Genomic DNA, 15,846 nt, shown 5'->3' on the forward strand with positions numbered 1-15,846 from the left:
TTTGGAATAAAAAACTCTCCTTACTAAGGTAAGAAACGATGATAAATTAGCTATAGACCCAATCCCGACTTTCGGAGAAGGTCCACATCCTGATTTGGTACTAATAGAACAGTTCTACTCATATTCTTATAAAAGAAAATCATAAGAAGGAGTGGAAAGTTAGGTGATAAAAGTTAAGGTTCGTTTACGACCCATTGTTAGTAAGATCAATTTACCCACTGTTTTGAGAACAACTATACTTCCAGGTGACACAATTGAAAGGTTATTTATTGCAACCCAGGTAGGAGAGATCTTTTACATAGACAATGGAGTTATACGGACTTTTTTAGATATACGTCCGCGAATCATAAAACTAGGTACTTCTGAACCAGGAGTTTCTCGTGGTGGATATGATGAACGGGGATTGCTGGGTCTGGCATTTCATCCCCAATTTACTTATAACGGTCTATTTTATCTTCATTTTTCAGCAGCTGGAACACAAGGTCCAGGTGCTCTTTCTGAACATTTTAAGCCTGACCAGTGTGATCCAAACACCTTAAACTTAAGGTGGACAAATAGAGAAACTCAATATAATCATATTGATACAGTTGAAGAGTGGATTTTACAATCGAATAGTCAACCTCAAAAACGACGGACATTACTTAACTTAAGAAGACCATTTTTCAATCATAATGGTGTCAATAGCTTAAACTTTTCACCTGAAACAGGAAAACTTGTTTTAACAACCGGAGATGGCGGAGCAGGCTATGATCCATTTAATTTAAGCCAGGATAATATGGAAATAGCCGGTAAAATAATTGAAATTGACGTAGAAAAAAATACAAATATCTATAATCCACCCGTAGTCACACGTTTTAATGAACTTCCCGCACCTATACAGGAAACGCTTATGGTCATTGCCAAAGGGGTTCGCAATATACCAGGCATTTCATTTCAAAGGTTTTATAATCAGTATATCAAATATGTGGGAAATGTCGGACAGGATTTGGTAGAGTCGATTTTTTCATTCGTTCATTATAAACCAATACCGGTTACTCAGCTTATTCAAGCTTCTTTAAGAAACACTGAACCTGACCAAGCAGGATTTATTAACTTTGGCTGGCGAGGGTGGGAAGGTGCTTTTCCTACTTCGACTATAGGGCGCTGCGCTGAAAATCCGGCTTTGGATGAGAAAACAATTGCTTATTACGATGAAGCTATAAAAACTTCTGTGCGGCGTCTTCAGCCTTTAATTAGTTATTTTCAAAAAGATCCCCGTCCCGATAAGTTTGGAGGAACTGCACTTACAGGAGTGCAAGCCTATATGGGGAATGGAATCCGCGATTTAACGGGAAGCGTTGTATTTACCGATCTTGCCCGGGCTGATGAATCTCCAGTTAGAGGAGTTTTAGCTTATACTAAGGTAAGAACAGATGGTAAACTAAATGATTTAAGTGTTATTGAAACTGATTATAATTTTGGGTCTCAATCAGCTTATTATGTTAGTCTGGGAACGAATCTGGATCAAACCAGACTATATTTAGGGGTTTATAGCTCTATGAAAGTGACTGATTATAACCAAGGTACTGTTTTTGAAATTGTTCTATGATAACTAAAAAAGCAAGGCCCGATTGGCCCTGCTTGTTATTTGACTATAACTTTTCCAACCATTCCTCCCCTGAAATGGTACCGACATACCAGGTCATATGTACCGGGCTGAGTCGGTTTCATTGTAATGGTTTTTTCTTTTCCCGGCTGGACCTCGGCATCAATTCCGAGCTTTTCCACTGTAAAGGTGTGCTCTTTCACACCTTTGTTTTTCAAAATCAACGTGGTGGCTGTTCCATTGGGAATAGTGATGACTTGCGGATTAAAGTAATCATCGTTCAACTCGACCTCAATGGCTTTCACCGTCTCTATGGGCTGAGTTACAACACTGGATTCGGCAAATACGTCGAGTGAGCCCAGAGCTGTCACAACCACAATCATCGCGAGCAAAACGACCAGTCCTGTTAACCACTTTTTCGCAGACATTCGCAATCCCTCCTTTTCTATGAATTATTTTTTTCTAATTCATCAAATAATATTACTAATTTGGGTCCAACGAATTTTTGTTCTAATGATTTAATTTCATTGATTATAACTCGACTTATCCATTCCTTACGCTACCGGTGGGATTTTCGCTCCGCGTAATCTCGTTTCTAAACCTTAATCCCAAAAAATAAAAATAACACCAAGAAACGACCAACAACAGAAAGTTTAACTAACCAAAAATATACAAAGAACCAGTCACCTATTTAGACCAGTACCACTCCCATAGTCTATTAAAGATTTTGATTTACTATTTCGTGATTCTGGTCTTACTTCCTTAACTATAACTTTAGCTAATTCCATTCTTTCTTCTGTATCATATCTTTTTGCCATTTGATCAAAAACGTTATTTTTCATATTCCACTCCCCTATTTATTAAATATTAAAGCTACATCGTGGTCATTATAGCAAAAATCAAAACCTTAAGGCACGATTCTCCCCCTTAAACCCTTTCGTAATAGCCCCCGGTGGGCGCGGAAAATCTACATAGTGTCATTTGTTGTTCCACTTAACGTTTAGTTTTATAAGAAAAAAGAGTTGCCTAAGCAACCCATGAATTTCATCTAAAGCACACCCCGTTTAAGTGCGTAAACTTTTGCTAAAACAAGCGTATCCCATAAGGAAACAGCTTGTTTATTGTTAACCCTCTAATTTTTGATTTTGTGTTTCGCTTTTCATTGAATAAAGTTTTAAAGCAGAAGTTAGTATGATTACCATACTTACTACTCCAATCCATACAAGGATAGATAAAGGTGAACTCCAAGTTAATCCCTTTCCGAAGAAGAACAATTCACGCAAACCTTGTATCATAAATCGCATTGGCAACCAAGAATAAATCCAATCTCGATAAAATGGAGACATCATTTCTGGAGCCATCGCAAGCAATGGTGCACCAAAGAATTACATCAAGGCAAAAACAGCGATACTTTTAATTCCTAACAACGAAAGTACTGCTAAAATCATTAGGAAAAAGCTAAAGGATGTAATCGTTAGAAATAAAGCTGTATCCGTAAATTGTGGAATATTTAATCCTACCATTCCATCTGCTAACCACGTTAATCCAAATCCTACTACAAGTGAAACAATTGCCCCCATTAGAATTTGTACTAGCTTTGTCGCAAGGTCCTCTTTTCGATTAGCAATTGGTAATTTGCTAGCAGCAAGAAAGATAATAGCTGGAATAAGGAAATAGGAGAATTGCCGTTTGCACTATTAGTACCAATTTCATTCACATTAGTAACTGTTTTTGTAATAGGAGTTGCTAAGCTTGCAGCTTGTTTTGCTGTTAGGGTTGCTCCTTGTTTTTCAAAACCATCAAGGAGTTGTTTATGGACATTGTTGTTCATATTGTCAACTATCCCATTCAATACCTGTCCTGCCATTGTTGAAGCTGCTGTATTCATTCCCTGATTGATATATATTTGAACTTCAGGAGAAGAAGGTGCTGGAGTCCTTAATGATGCCTGCCTAGCACTGAAATCTTTCGGAATGACCAATGTTGCATAATATTTTTGGTTATCCATTCCTTTTTGTGCATCTTCTGCTGTTTTTACTTTAACCCATTTCACAGCAGGGTCTTCATCTTTTGTTTTTTGAATTTTTTTGCATCATTTCTACAATCGTTTGACCCGTATTCATTTTTGGCTGATTAGGAATTTCCACTCCTTCATCCTCATTTACGATTGCAATCGGCGGATTTTTGGTTTGTGGCTGGACCGATGGAAATAATGTAAGTGAGAAAATAAAAATAACTGCCAATGCAATGATTGGTGAAACAAATAACAGTTTGTTTTTGAACATATATTTATTCCTCCCTGTTTTTTTGTTATAATAATAAACAACCTGTTGCTGATTATATTTCAAATTTTATAATTGAATCCTTTTCTGTTCAATTATCTAAAATGTCGGATGTGTTGGTTACGGAACACTTTTTTATAAATGTGTTGGATAAAAGTTAGGGAGGAAGTACCTTGCGAGATAGTAATACTGATTTACGGGTCATTCGGACAAAAGAATCAATCCGAGAAGCACTAGTAGAATTAATCGATGAAAAAGGTTTCGAGGCAATTACAGTTAAAGACATAACAACCAGAGCGAAGATTAATCGGGGAACATTTTATGCACACTATCAAGACAAATTCGATTTAATGACTAAATGCGAAGACGAAATTATGCTTGAGATGTCCAGAATTGCAAAACAGAACTTCCCAAGTATTATTGCCGCACTTGAAACCAACTCACCGACCTCAACACCATTTTCCATTGCAGTTTTAATATTTGTGTATCTTAATGAAAATAGTGGTTTTATGAAAGCTGTGTTAGGTCCAAAAGGCGATTTATCTTTTCAAACAAGACTAAAAGATTTTATGTGGAAAACAATGTTTGGAAATGAACCAAACGCAATTTTAAAGGAGAATAGTTTACTTGTTCCAGGACAATATTTAGCTTCTTATGTTGCGTCTGCACATATAGGAGTAATTCAACAATGGTTAGACAATGGCAGGAAAGAATCTCCTCAAGAAATGGCACGAATCCTATCAACCATAACAGTTAATGGACCCTTTTTTGCAGCTGGGTTAAAAAAATAGAAAAGTCAAAGCAAAAGAGGCAATACCTTAGAAAAAACAGGTACTGCCTCCTTATTTTTAAATGCTTGTTTAACTATTCTGCATCCGTTCCTTTAAGATGGAAAAGGCAATCCTAAGGCTTCAGCAATTACACTATTTCGATGTACCCTTCTGTTCCATTGACAAGGATTCGTTGCCCATCTTTTATCAGTTTGGTAGCATTATCCACTCCAACAACTGCTGGTAAGCCCTATTCACGTGCGATCACTGATCCATGGGTCATCAGACCACCAACTTCGGTGACGAAGACCAAGGGAACGGTTCAACCGTCCTTCTGCTCTTTATATAAGCGTGGTTACTTCGTTTTATACGATGAATTCCCGTGTTCGTACTGCAGCTCATCTACCGTTTGAAGGCGATAATCACCTCTTTGATCGTCTATCGGAGTGGAAAAGGACAGCTCTGTTTGAGGAATGGAATCTGCCAATTCATCAAACTTTTTTTGCGCATTTACCGTACGTTTTGCATAGGGAAGAACCTCTAGCCTGTCATAAGGAATGTCATCTCCGGTATCCACACATTTTCCATATGTTCCGCTGCCAATTCGGTCTAACGCTTCATTTACTTCATTTAATATATGCTGAGCTGAATCTTTTATTGAAAATTGTACTTCTCTTTCTTCCAATTGTGAGGCCGTATCAGCAAAGTGGTTATCATAGCTTGCCAATTCCCCATAATCCTCGAATGATAATGGCTTGTTCGCTTCGATTACTTCAAGCATTTCCTGTTTCTTTCGTGTTAATTTTTTCTTAAAATGGATGAGTTCCCTTTCTGTTAACATATTATTTCCTCTCTTTCGTTTCTTTTACCTATTTTACATACCCTTTCAGCATAGAATTATAACTTGGACTTCAAATGAAATTTCGGGCTCAATAAAAAAAGCCATCCATCACAAGCGTTATGGATGTAACCAAATAATGAATCTGCTACATCCGAAGGCTGACCATCTGGCATTAATAAAGCATTCTATCAAAAAAAAATGATAGAAATCGATACTTTTTAGAAAAATGGGTATTATACCTTCTAGAGCAAATTATTTTTCTAAGAAAGAAGGGATTATCTTGATTTGGACAATTATTGGATTTTTACTATTATTTTGGGTTCTCGGGCTTGTTTTCCATATTGCTGGAGGGCTTATTCACCTGTTACTCGTAGTGGCTGTCGTGGTGTTCCTTTTTAAATTATTTTCAGGCAGAATGGGGAATAAAGCCTAAACACCGTCATTTTTCGGGATCAGCGGGGTTCTGTCCGGCTGGCCCCATTTCCCTCTCCGGACAGCATTCATTTCAAAGAGTCCAACGAAAAACAGAACCCGATCCTATCCTATTACTGGATGGGACCTGGTTCTTTTTGGGTCACTAAAAAAAGTTCAATCATGATTTTGTTCCTATGACTTCTACCATTACTCCTGGAGTTTTACAGGTACATTCCTTTGTCTTTTTTCATCCACTTTATCCAATGGCTGATTGAATGGGATTAAATATAGATCTGCCAAATGTTTCACCACAGCCTTATTCACATCTGGCATTTGAAGGTTATCAATATGCCAAGGTAAAAGGGATGGGAAATGAGTATAATGATCGTATACTTCGTGCCTTTTTCCAAGTGGAGCAAGATATTTGTAACGTTTGATGTACTTACAAAGTTAGCTGATGAGATTGGTCTTGATGAAAAGGAACTTCGAACAGCACTTGAGAATAGAACTTATCGGGAAGAGCACCAAAAAGCTTTGCAATAATGAAGCTGACATTACAGCAGTTCCCACATTCATTATTGGAGATACAGTTGTAGCGGGTATTCGGTCAAAGGAAAACCAGGAATGGCATATGGGATTGATGGTATTAGGTTTCCCATTGTTTTAGAAGACTATGCTACATGGAGTTTCCAGGGAACAAAACAGTGCCAGGCGCCATCCAAATTATGAAAAAAATAACTGGATGTAATGGAAAAAAGGTTCATGAATAGTAAACCAACTTTTTCAAAAAATAAAGTAAAGGTGGTGTTATTGTATGACCATTGCGCTTATTCTCGTAGGAATTGTAATAGTAGGCGGTTTATTTTATACGCTTAGAGTTGGTAAAGCAGTCGATGTGAGAAATAGCGAATTGGATGGAGAAATTCATAGAACAATTAGAAAAAATTGGATTACCTTAAATCCCGTTTTTCTTGCATATATCATAGCCATTGGAGCCATGTTGGTTTATATCGCATATCTTGCAGTTTCATGGTAAAATGTGTCATTCATAAACATTGAAGGGTCACTACTTTTAAAAAAGCTTAATTTTTAGAAGATAACAAACCCATTAGTTTATGAGTGGGATTTCAGGGTGGAATAAGGGGCAGACCCCAAGCGTTAGCGCATCGGGGGTCTGACACTTGAAGTTTTTACTTATCAAAATGTAAATCATCCGTACGATGTAATCGTTTGCCAAATTCATAATCTCAACGGTCGTTCGATAGTTTTTTTGTAAGGCTTGATAATTCGCATTAGGTAAGATATCTTTCAATACCTGCGCCCAACTATTCAAGCTGCGATAGGAATGAATCCCTTGTGCTAAATCTCCCACAATGATAAACAAGTCTGTATCAAAGCCCTTTTTTAAGCGGCAAATTGAAAATAGCTGTAATCCTGCGCTTCATCAATTAAGATAATCCGCATTTTATATTTTTCATCGATCCCTTCTAAATTTGTCTTCATATAAAAGAGCGGAGCTAAATCCACAAGTTCGTATGCGCCTCGATCAAAGATCCGCTGACAATACTTACTTAGCACCTTACACTCTTGATCTGTACTCCTGCACCAATCGACTGAATGACCCTGCCTAAAAGAAGAATTGCAAAATTAGGAACATTCCCGTCCACAACGGTTCCAAGAAACACGCTTTCTTATTTTTTGTATTAACGATTACTTTAACTTCCGTACATAATCGCATTGTGTTGTGCCGCAAACCAATAAATACTTTTCTTCTCCGTTACTTTTTTTTGCGGATGAAGGTTTTTTTAGTTATAAAACCTAATCATCTTTTTAATCATTGAATAATATACATTATGCATTGTTGGTAATACTCCAATAGTGTACGACATACAGTATAGAAAATGAGGTGATCTACGCATGGGTTCATTGTTAGATACATTCACGACAGAACTTAGAAGAGGAACGCTGACTCTTGCCGTTTTAAGTCAATTGCGGACGCCGCAATACGGTTATTCACTTGTACAGCGGCTTGAAGATGCCGGTGTGGCCATCGAGCAAAGTACATTGTATCCCCTGCTGCGAAGATTAGAGAAACAGGAACTCGTGACAAGCAGCTGGGACACAACTGAAAGCAGGCCGCGGAAGTATTATGTATTGAGTGACCACGGGATTAAGGTTTATAAGCAATTGAAGGATGAATGGAAAAAGATGACGCTGGAACTGAAATCATTATTACAAGGAGATGAAAACATTGAATCTGATTAAGGTTTATGTACATGAAGTAACAAAAAGGCTACCTGCTAAGACACGGGATGATATCGCCCTGGAGCTAAAGTCCACCATCGAGGATATGCTCCCGGAAAATTATTCGGAAGCAGATGTGAAAGACGCACTTTCGAAACTTGGCAATCCGGCAGTACTCGCTGCAAGTTATCGTGATACACCTATGTATTTAATTGGACCGAATCTATATGATATTTACATTTTGACAATGAAAAGGGTTATCCCCTGGGCCATTTTGATTTCCATCTGTATTCATATCTTCGAGAATATTGTGTTCTTTTCAGGTAAGGAAGCCATTCTTTCTGTGGCTATTAAATCGGTGTGGATAATTATCGGCAATGTCATAAATGTGCTTATCCAAGTTTTCTTTTGGTTCACCATTGTTTTTGTCTTCGTAGAGAGAGTTGGCTTATCAAACTCTGATCTGCCAAATAAAAAGAAGAGAATGATATGGACGCCAGAGGATTTAAAATATGTCGTAATCATTCCCAAGAAAAAAGCCATTTCAAAAGGAGATGTTGTGTTCGGCTTCATCTGGACTGCCATTTGGTCAATTGCTTATTTCAATGCAGACCATCTCGTTGGTATTTATCAATCCATTGATGGTAACGGATTACAATTCGTTATGCCTCTGTTTAATCAGGATACTTTGTTGTTATACTGGCCTTTCATCGTGATCTTTATCATTTTGGAAGCAGGTTTGATTGTTTACAAATGGAAAGCAGCCCAATGGACAATGAAGCTTGCAACTGCGAATGCCATTATTCATGGTTTGAGCGCAGTTACATTTATCGTCATTGCCAGCAATCCGAATTTGCTAAATGAAGCAATCATCCCCTATACAGCGCAATTGTTCGAAACCACTTCTTCCGCTGCTGCTAATTCCATGGAATGGATCTGGCGGGTCATCGTTGCCTCCTTCGTTGTCACCACTATGATTGAAATATTCGAGAGTTATCGGAAAGCTAGAATAAGATAATGGGTAAAGAAAATCGCTTTATAGCCATCGTTAACCGCCATTTAATTGCATTGATAATTAGCCATGGAAACCACATGAATATTTATTCAATACAACCTTTGGGATGACGTGGAGCATCATGAATCAAATTCATGATGCTCCACGTTTCCGGATTTTCAAATTTATTTTGCCTTCGAAAGCGCCTTAACTATTTCTTTGAGCGCTTCTTTTATTGGTGTAACAGGACGGCCGAGAACTTTTTCAAAATCCTTACTTTCAACATCTAATGAACCATTTCGAATGCTTTCTTGGATTCCTACTACAATCGGAATTGCAAAATCAGGCACACCTAACCCCTTCATGATTTCAGCATATGTCTCGTCATTACCTTGTTGTACGAGAATTTCTTTACCAATAACCTCACCGAGGACAGATACTAATTCTTCTTGAGTTAATACCGGACCAGAAAGTTCATATACAGTATTTTCGTGACCGTTCCCTGTAAGTACGGAAGCAGCGGCATCTGCATAATCCTGCTGCAATGCCCAGCCCACTTTACCTGATCCAGCTGAGGTTACCCATGGAGCACCTGCCAAAGCCCCTTGAATACTTCCTATTTCATTTTCTAAATACCAATTGTTACGCAATATCGAATATGGGATACCTGTATTAATGATGGCAGCTTCTGTCACAACATGAGGCGGCGCCATGATATTCTTGCTTTCTGTTGCATTTGCTAAGCTGGTGTACGCAATAAATTTAACTCCTGCACGTTTAGCTGCCTCGACGGCATTCGTATGCTGAATCATTCTTGTCTCATTGTCACCTTCCGCAGAAATGATTAATAAACGACCAATCCCTGCAAAGGCCGTATCTAATGTTTGTGGACGGTCAAAATCACCTTGGCGAACTTCTACCCCACGAGAACGAAGCCCATCGGCTTTCTCTGGATGGCGAACACTAACTGCCAATTGATTTGCAGGTATAGCTTTTAACAATGATTCTACAACCTTAGAACCTAATTTCCCAGTAGCTCCAGTAACTAAAATTTTCATTAAAAATCCCCCCATTTGAGTATCTTTTGTAACTAAGTTGATTACATGTACTCATAATAGTTACATGTAACTGATTTGTCAACAGTTAAAATACCTATAATCTATTTTGTCCGTAATTTGGTATAATGTACTTGTAATCAATTTAATTACACGATAAAATAAATGTTTAAAAACATATAGAGCATAGGGATGGTGTTGAAGATGTCTCTCAGCAGCCGGTTTGCTGTAGGAATTCATATATTAGCTCTCATCGAATTAAATAAAGAAGGAACAAGCTCTTCTGAATTTTTGGCGTCAAGTGTTAACACGAACCCAGTGGTGATAAGAAAACTTATGGGTATGTTAAAAAAGGCAGGTTTAGTAGAGGTGCATCCAGGTATTGCAGGAGCTAAACTTGCAAAAAAATTGTCGGATATTTCACTGTTTGATGTTTATAAGGCAGTAAATATTGTACAGGAAAATGAGTTATTTAGCGTACATGACAACCCCAATCCCAATTGTCTTGTAGGCAGGAATATCCAAAATACGATTGAACCATTATTTGTTGCTGCTCAAGTAGCGATGGAGAAAGTCTTGGAAGGCGTAACGCTTGAGGATGTTGTGAAGGATATTGCAGATAAGGGGAATATGAACTGTTAATAGAAAGCCTGTATCTAAAGTAAGACCAGATACAGGCTTTCTTTGTCGAAATCATTCCAAAGAAAAAGCCATTTCAAAGGGAAATGTTAAAATTCTTCGTATACAGCAGGGTCTTGGTTATTAAGCCTGCCATCGGGGCGGGTTAATCCTGAAATCAAGCTCATTTCTGTTTCATCCAGTGAAAAATCAAAGATTGATATATTTTCAAGTTGTCTTTCAGAAGATGAAGATTTAGGAATGGATATTGCCCCAAGTTGATAATGCCAACGTAAAATCACCTGTGAAATGGACTTGTTATGCTCGATAGCAAGCCGTTGAATTGTTTCATTTTGTAATAGTTTACTTGCTCGAGCCAATGGACTCCAAGATTCTGTCTTGATGTTATGCTCCTCATGCCATTTTCTTTGCCCTGCTTGATTGAAATATGGATGTAATTCAATTTGGTTGATGCTTGGCATAATGCCCGTTTCCTTTTCTAACCGCTCGATATGTTCAGGTAAGAAATTACAAACACCAATCGAGCGAATGAGGCCAGCCTTTTTAGCGTCAATTAATGCCTGCCATGCTTCCACATATTGATCCTGTTTAGGATTCGGCCAATGAATAAGATATAAATCATAATAATCCAGATTTGCTCGATATAAGGATTCTTGAATAGTAGTAACAGCTTTATCATACTGTTGGTAGCGGCCTGGTAATTTCGATGTGATTCGCAACTCTTCTCTTGGAACAGAAGTGCGTCTAACGGCTTCACCTACAGTTCCTTCATTTTCATAATTATATGCAGAATCAATGAGTCGATAGCCCATATCAACTGCACTTTCTATCGCATTGACACCCTCATTTCCCTTAAGTTTATATGTGCCTAAACCTATTACAGGCAACGTAACCCCATCATTAAGTGTGATCTCAGGAATTGAATGATTCATAGTTAAGCACTCCTTTTTAGTAATATTTTAAGATTAGCATATTTATGAATAAATTTCATAAATGGTGGCGCCTTGCCCCCACAATGTATTAGGAATCCACCTGAGGCCTACAGGATAATTTCATTCCTGCACTGTCTTATTATTGACCATAATCTGAACTATTTCATAGTTATTCAAACTCTGCCAAAAGAGCCCAGTACCATGAAGGGACTGGGCTTTGTATTGTTATCAATTAGGCACCAATTTTCTCCTCAACAACTTCTCGGGCAGGATTAAACTCCCCTTCTGTCTTAGAAATGATAACTGTAGCAACGCCATTACCAATTAGATTCGTGATTGCACGCGCCTCTGACATAAAGCGGTCAACGCCAAGGATCAGAGCCATTCCTGCTACTGGAATCGACGGGAATACCGTTAATGTTGCGGCTAGTGTTACAAAGCCCGACCCTGTGACACCGGCTGCACCCTTCGAAGTCAGCATCAACACGCCAAGAAGTGTAAGCTGCTGCCAAATGCTAAGGTCCACACCATATGCCTGGGCAATAAACAATGCCGCCATGGAAAGATAAATGGATGTTCCGTCCAAATTGAAGGAATATCCGGTTGGCAATACAAGCCCCACAACCGGTTTTGAGCAGCCATATTTCTCAAGCTTCTCCATCATACCAGGCAATGCTGCTTCAGAAGATGATGTACCAATGACAAGAAGGATTTCTTCTTTAATATAAGCAATAAACTTGAAGATGCTGAAACCAAACATTTTAGCAATACCGCCAAGAACTAGGACAATAAATATGGCCATTGTAATGTAAACAGAGCCCATCAGTTTTCCAAGATAAAGTAGCGACCCAATTCCGAATTCACCAATTGTATAGGCCATCGCACCGAAAGCAGCAAATGGAGAAACCTTCATAATGATATTGACAATTCCGAAGAACACGTCGGTCACCTTCTCAAAAAACTCAATGATTGGTTTGCCCTTCTTACCTAAGTGGGCAAGTGATACTCCAAACAATACGGCAAGCAGCAGAACTGGCAGCAGCTGGCCATTCGTGAATGCGCCCAGGAAGCTATCAGGTATGATGGAGAGAATAAAATCCATGAATCCGTGGCTAGTCTCCTCAGCCGCCTTCGTATACTTGGTGATATCACCCTCTCCTGCTTTTGCATCAATACCATTACCCGGTTTAATGATATTGGCAACAATAATCCCGATCGCCAAAGCGATTGTTGAGACAATTTCAAAATAAAGTAACGCTTTACCACCAATTTTGCCAACTTTCTTTAAATCCCCCATGCCCGCAATCCCAATAACGATGGTAAGGAAAATAATAGGGGCTATAACCATTTTCACCAACTTAATAAACATATCAGCAATAACCTTTAACTGCGAGCCAATATCAGGAAACACAAAACCAACCAATATCCCCATTAAAATCCCAAGGATCACTTGAGTAGTAAGACTCTTAAAACGAATTTTCATACACTTTCCTCCTAATAGATACTTTTCCTGTAAACGATTTCAATTTTTAGATTTATCAATATGTTACAATTTTGTGAAAAGTAAATATAGTTAATGTAACTTTATAAATTGTTTTGTAATTAAAGTAAGCAGAGATATAGTCGAAAACAGTTCTTTATTTTAAAGCCATTTCATTTTATAGTTGATGAAAGAGTAATCTTTCTTTCATTAGAAAAGCAGCAAGTATTTTTCGGAGGTTTTTTGTGGACAATCAACGATTCAGGTTTAAATTAAGTACGGTCATTATTTTCTTCGTTTGTTTAGTGGTTCTTGCATCGCTGCTAATCACTGATTTGTTTATTAATAAGAATGTCAGTGAAAGTATTCAAAAAAATCATCAGGAGAAGGCACAGATTGTGGCGAGGACAGTTGCCAAATCTACTATAGTCATCGATATATTAGAGAACAGCCAAAACACGAAGGCGATCCAAGATTATACGAAGGATATTCAAGCTGCCACAAACGTTTTGTTTGTTGTCGTAATGGATATGAATGGGATTCGCAAATCACATCCCAATCCCAAGGAAATCGGCAAGCATTTTGTTGGCGGCGATGAATTGCCAGCACTTATGGGGAAAGAGTATGTTTCCATCTCACATGGGACTCTAGGGGAATCCGTAAGGGCCTTCACGCCCATTTACAATACGGCAAAGGAACAAATAGGCGTGGCGGCAGTCGGCATATCCCTCAAAGATGTAAAAATATCGCTTGGCCGCAGCCAGCAAAGGATTCTAATTGTAACCGTTTTGGGCTTATTGATTGGGGTGATTGGCGCTATTTTTCTTGCAAGATATATTAAAAGGATTTTGCTTGGACTTGAACCCTTTGCGATTGCAAAAATTCTAGTGGAAAGGAGTGCCATGCTCCAGTCTGTCCATGAGGGAATTATTGCGGTTGATCGTGGTTCAACTATCACCTTGGTAAATAAATCGGCATTACTCATCTTCCAAAAGGCTGGACTTTCCCAAAATCCAGTAGGCATGAAAATTGATGATTATATGCCTTCGGCAAGATTGGATAAAGTTATGCAAACAGGAAATCCCGAACTCGATGTAGAACAGAAAATAAATGGTGTTTCCATCCTTTTCAATAGGGTTCCAGTTGTAGTCAATGGCCAGGTAGTAGGAGCGATTTCAACTTTCCGGGACAAGACTGAGGTCAACCAATTGGCGGAACAGTTAACTGGTGTAAGAACATATGCTGATGCCCTTCGCGCTCAATCACATGAGTTTATGAACCGCCTTCACGTTATTCTTGGCATGGTCCAAATGAAATTTTACGATGAACTATCAGACTTTATTCATACATTGGTAGACTTTCGAAATCAGGAATACGGAAACATCACTCAGTATTTCAAGGACCCAGTTGTTGGTGGATTTATCATGGGAAAATTATCGTATGCCAGGGAAGAAAATGTAGAATTTACAATCAATTGTGCGACTGTTATTCCTGAACCGGCAAATCAAAAGACAACGTATGAGCTAATGACCATTCTTGGCAATTTGATTGATAATGCCATCGAGGCAATGGCTGATAGCCTTGAAAAAACGCTAGAACTGAATATTACCTATGCCGATCAATGGTTAACCATTGAAGTTCTCGATTCCGGACCTGGAATTTCTAATGAGCTGCAAAAGAGAATTTTTGAAAAAGGTTGCTCAACAAAAGGGGAAAACCGTGGTTATGGTCTTTATTTAACTGCAAATGCCATACACAACCTCGGTGGAGAAATAACGATTGATTCAAAACTATTACTTGGGACTGAATTCCATATAAGAATTCCTTATGAAGTAAAGAGGTGGGAAAATGATTAAGGTCCTCATTGTCGAAGATGATCCAATGGTTGCTGAGTTTAATAAGCGCTTCCTTCAAGAAGTGAAAGGGTTCTGTCTATCAGGAATCGTCAATACCGTAAACGATGCCAAGGATTTTCTTAAAAATACACAGGTTGATCTTATTCTACTTGATATTTATATGCCCGGTGCTAATGGGCTTGAATTGCTAAAGTTTACTAGAGAGCAAAACAGGGAAACCGATGTGATCTTGATTACAGCCGCAGCAGACAAAGAAAAAATTCAAACTGCCCTAAGATATGGGGCAGTCGACTATTTAATCAAACCGTTTGAGTTTGACAGGTTTTATCAGGCAATGATGCGGTACAAGGGGAAATACCATTTTTTCGCCAATACCGAAATACTAAGGCAGGAAGACCTAGATGAACAGATCCTTAGCACTGATCAAAAACAAGCAGAAAAATCGATACATAATCTGCCTAAAGGTTTAACCACAAGTACCCTGCAGTTGGTCATCGATGTCATCAAGTCAAAAGGTAACAGCCAGTTTTCAACCGATGATATCTCCGAGGCCACCCTTATCTCAAGAGTGTCGGTACGAAAATATTTGAAATTCTTGACCAATCTTGCTGTCCTCGAAGAAACCTTAACATATGGGATTGGGAGACCCGTTAATTTATATACTCTGAAGGCAGACAAACTGGAGCAAGTGAATAGATTTCTTTAAAATCAATGCCTGCCTTCCACTGTGATTATGCTTTAGCAGACCTGGGGG

17 protein-coding genes and 2 pseudogenes are annotated in these 15,846 nt (G+C 38.5%); 10 read left to right on the plus strand and 9 right to left on the minus strand.

Translation table 11 applies throughout. The features are described from left to right. The first annotated feature begins 163 nt into the window (after positions 1 to 163). Complete coding sequence (locus BSO02S_RS06690) at positions 164 to 1,588, plus strand: PQQ-dependent sugar dehydrogenase (protein WP_066064330.1); 1,425 nt, start codon at positions 164 to 166, stop codon at positions 1,586 to 1,588. Between the two features lie 35 nt (positions 1,589 to 1,623). Here BSO02S_RS06690 and BSO02S_RS06695 read toward each other — a convergent pair whose 3' ends face one another. The 3 genes and pseudogenes from BSO02S_RS06695 to BSO02S_RS06700 form a co-directional block, all read right to left on the minus strand. After that, positions 1,624 to 2,013: a cupredoxin domain-containing protein gene (locus BSO02S_RS06695; RefSeq protein WP_066064334.1), complete on the minus strand. Its 390-nt coding sequence runs from the start codon at positions 2,011 to 2,013 to the stop codon at positions 1,624 to 1,626. Between the two features lie 255 nt (positions 2,014 to 2,268). Further along, positions 2,269 to 2,427 (minus strand): class I SAM-dependent methyltransferase, encoded by a 159-nt coding sequence (locus BSO02S_RS26215; protein WP_157081399.1) that lies wholly within the window; start codon positions 2,425 to 2,427, stop codon positions 2,269 to 2,271. Between the two features lie 282 nt (positions 2,428 to 2,709). Continuing rightward, positions 2,710 to 3,870 (minus strand): annotated as a pseudogene (locus tag BSO02S_RS06700) (YhgE/Pip domain-containing protein). A gap of 170 nt (positions 3,871 to 4,040) precedes the next feature. Here BSO02S_RS06700 and BSO02S_RS06705 point away from each other — a divergent pair. Further along, a complete protein-coding gene (locus tag BSO02S_RS06705) occupies positions 4,041 to 4,658 on the plus strand; it encodes a TetR/AcrR family transcriptional regulator (RefSeq protein ID WP_066064337.1) in 618 nt (205 codons plus the stop codon). 127 nt (positions 4,659 to 4,785) lie between these two features. Here the strand turns inward: BSO02S_RS06705 and BSO02S_RS28245 are convergent. Next, positions 4,786 to 4,941: pseudogene (locus tag BSO02S_RS28245) on the minus strand (PEP-utilizing enzyme); the annotation flags it as partial. Between the two features lie 51 nt (positions 4,942 to 4,992). Beyond that, positions 4,993 to 5,478, minus strand: a complete 486-nt coding sequence (locus BSO02S_RS06710; protein WP_066064339.1) for a TraR/DksA family transcriptional regulator — start codon at positions 5,476 to 5,478, stop codon at positions 4,993 to 4,995. Positions 5,479 to 5,758: 280 nt separating this feature from the next. On the opposite strand from BSO02S_RS06710, the gene BSO02S_RS26910 reads away from it, so the two are divergent. The 3 genes from BSO02S_RS26910 (at position 5,759) to BSO02S_RS06720 (ending at position 6,928) form a co-directional block, all read left to right on the plus strand. Continuing rightward, on the plus strand, positions 5,759 to 5,911 hold the full coding sequence (locus BSO02S_RS26910; protein ID WP_142303729.1) for a lmo0937 family membrane protein: 153 nt from the start codon (positions 5,759 to 5,761) through the stop codon (positions 5,909 to 5,911). Between the two features lie 353 nt (positions 5,912 to 6,264). Further along, positions 6,265 to 6,435: a hypothetical protein gene (locus BSO02S_RS27900; RefSeq protein WP_235846876.1), complete on the plus strand. Its 171-nt coding sequence runs from the start codon at positions 6,265 to 6,267 to the stop codon at positions 6,433 to 6,435. 271 nt (positions 6,436 to 6,706) lie between these two features. Next, complete coding sequence (locus BSO02S_RS06720; RefSeq protein WP_066064343.1) at positions 6,707 to 6,928, plus strand: hypothetical protein; 222 nt, start codon at positions 6,707 to 6,709, stop codon at positions 6,926 to 6,928. Between the two features lie 368 nt (positions 6,929 to 7,296). Here the strand turns inward: BSO02S_RS06720 and BSO02S_RS27660 are convergent, their stop codons facing one another. After that, a complete protein-coding gene (locus tag BSO02S_RS27660) occupies positions 7,297 to 7,470 on the minus strand; it encodes a hypothetical protein (RefSeq protein ID WP_174524227.1) in 174 nt (57 codons plus the stop codon). 339 nt (positions 7,471 to 7,809) lie between these two features. On the opposite strand from BSO02S_RS27660, the gene BSO02S_RS06725 reads away from it, so the two are divergent. Both BSO02S_RS06725 and BSO02S_RS06730 read left to right on the plus strand, forming a co-directional pair. After that, positions 7,810 to 8,157 (plus strand): PadR family transcriptional regulator, encoded by a 348-nt coding sequence (locus BSO02S_RS06725; protein WP_066064345.1) that lies wholly within the window; start codon positions 7,810 to 7,812, stop codon positions 8,155 to 8,157. Beyond that, positions 8,135 to 9,154 carry an HAAS signaling domain-containing protein gene (locus tag BSO02S_RS06730; RefSeq protein WP_235846877.1) on the plus strand — a complete coding sequence of 340 codons (1,020 nt, stop codon included), beginning with the start codon at positions 8,135 to 8,137 and terminating at the stop codon, positions 9,152 to 9,154. The genes BSO02S_RS06725 and BSO02S_RS06730 overlap by 23 nt, the downstream gene beginning before the upstream one ends. Before the next feature lie 161 nt (positions 9,155 to 9,315). Here the strand turns inward: BSO02S_RS06730 and BSO02S_RS06735 are convergent, their stop codons facing one another. Next, positions 9,316 to 10,188, minus strand: coding sequence for an SDR family oxidoreductase (locus BSO02S_RS06735; RefSeq protein ID WP_066064349.1), 873 nt, complete (start codon positions 10,186 to 10,188; stop codon positions 9,316 to 9,318). Positions 10,189 to 10,389: 201 nt separating this feature from the next. Between BSO02S_RS06735 and BSO02S_RS06740 the strand changes: the two genes are divergently transcribed. Further along, on the plus strand, positions 10,390 to 10,827 hold the full coding sequence (locus BSO02S_RS06740) for an Rrf2 family transcriptional regulator (RefSeq protein ID WP_066064351.1): 438 nt from the start codon (positions 10,390 to 10,392) through the stop codon (positions 10,825 to 10,827). An 86-nt stretch (positions 10,828 to 10,913) separates the two neighbouring features. Here BSO02S_RS06740 and BSO02S_RS06745 read toward each other — a convergent pair whose 3' ends face one another. Beyond that, the gene (locus tag BSO02S_RS06745) at positions 10,914 to 11,756 is read right to left on the minus strand and encodes an aldo/keto reductase (protein WP_066064353.1); all 843 of its coding nucleotides are present in this window, start codon (positions 11,754 to 11,756) and stop codon (positions 10,914 to 10,916) included. Positions 11,757 to 11,988: 232 nt separating this feature from the next. Continuing rightward, entirely contained in the window at positions 11,989 to 13,239 is a 1,251-nt protein-coding gene (locus tag BSO02S_RS06750; protein ID WP_066064356.1) for a dicarboxylate/amino acid:cation symporter, read from the minus strand. A gap of 242 nt (positions 13,240 to 13,481) precedes the next feature. Here BSO02S_RS06750 and dcuS point away from each other — a divergent pair, with 242 nt between their 5' ends. Together dcuS and BSO02S_RS06760 are read left to right on the plus strand one after the other, a co-directional pair. Further along, entirely contained in the window at positions 13,482 to 15,092 is a 1,611-nt protein-coding gene (dcuS, locus tag BSO02S_RS06755) for a DcuS/MalK family sensor histidine kinase (RefSeq protein ID WP_066064359.1), read from the plus strand. Beyond that, positions 15,085 to 15,798 carry a response regulator gene (locus BSO02S_RS06760; protein ID WP_066064362.1) on the plus strand — a complete coding sequence of 238 codons (714 nt, stop codon included), beginning with the start codon at positions 15,085 to 15,087 and terminating at the stop codon, positions 15,796 to 15,798. The genes dcuS and BSO02S_RS06760 overlap by 8 nt, the downstream gene beginning before the upstream one ends. The last annotated feature ends 48 nt before the right edge of the window (positions 15,799 to 15,846 follow it).

It is taken from the genome of Neobacillus soli NBRC 102451 (assembly GCF_001591665.1).
GTDB classification, from domain to species: domain Bacteria; phylum Bacillota; class Bacilli; order Bacillales; family Cytobacillaceae; genus Neobacillus; species Neobacillus soli.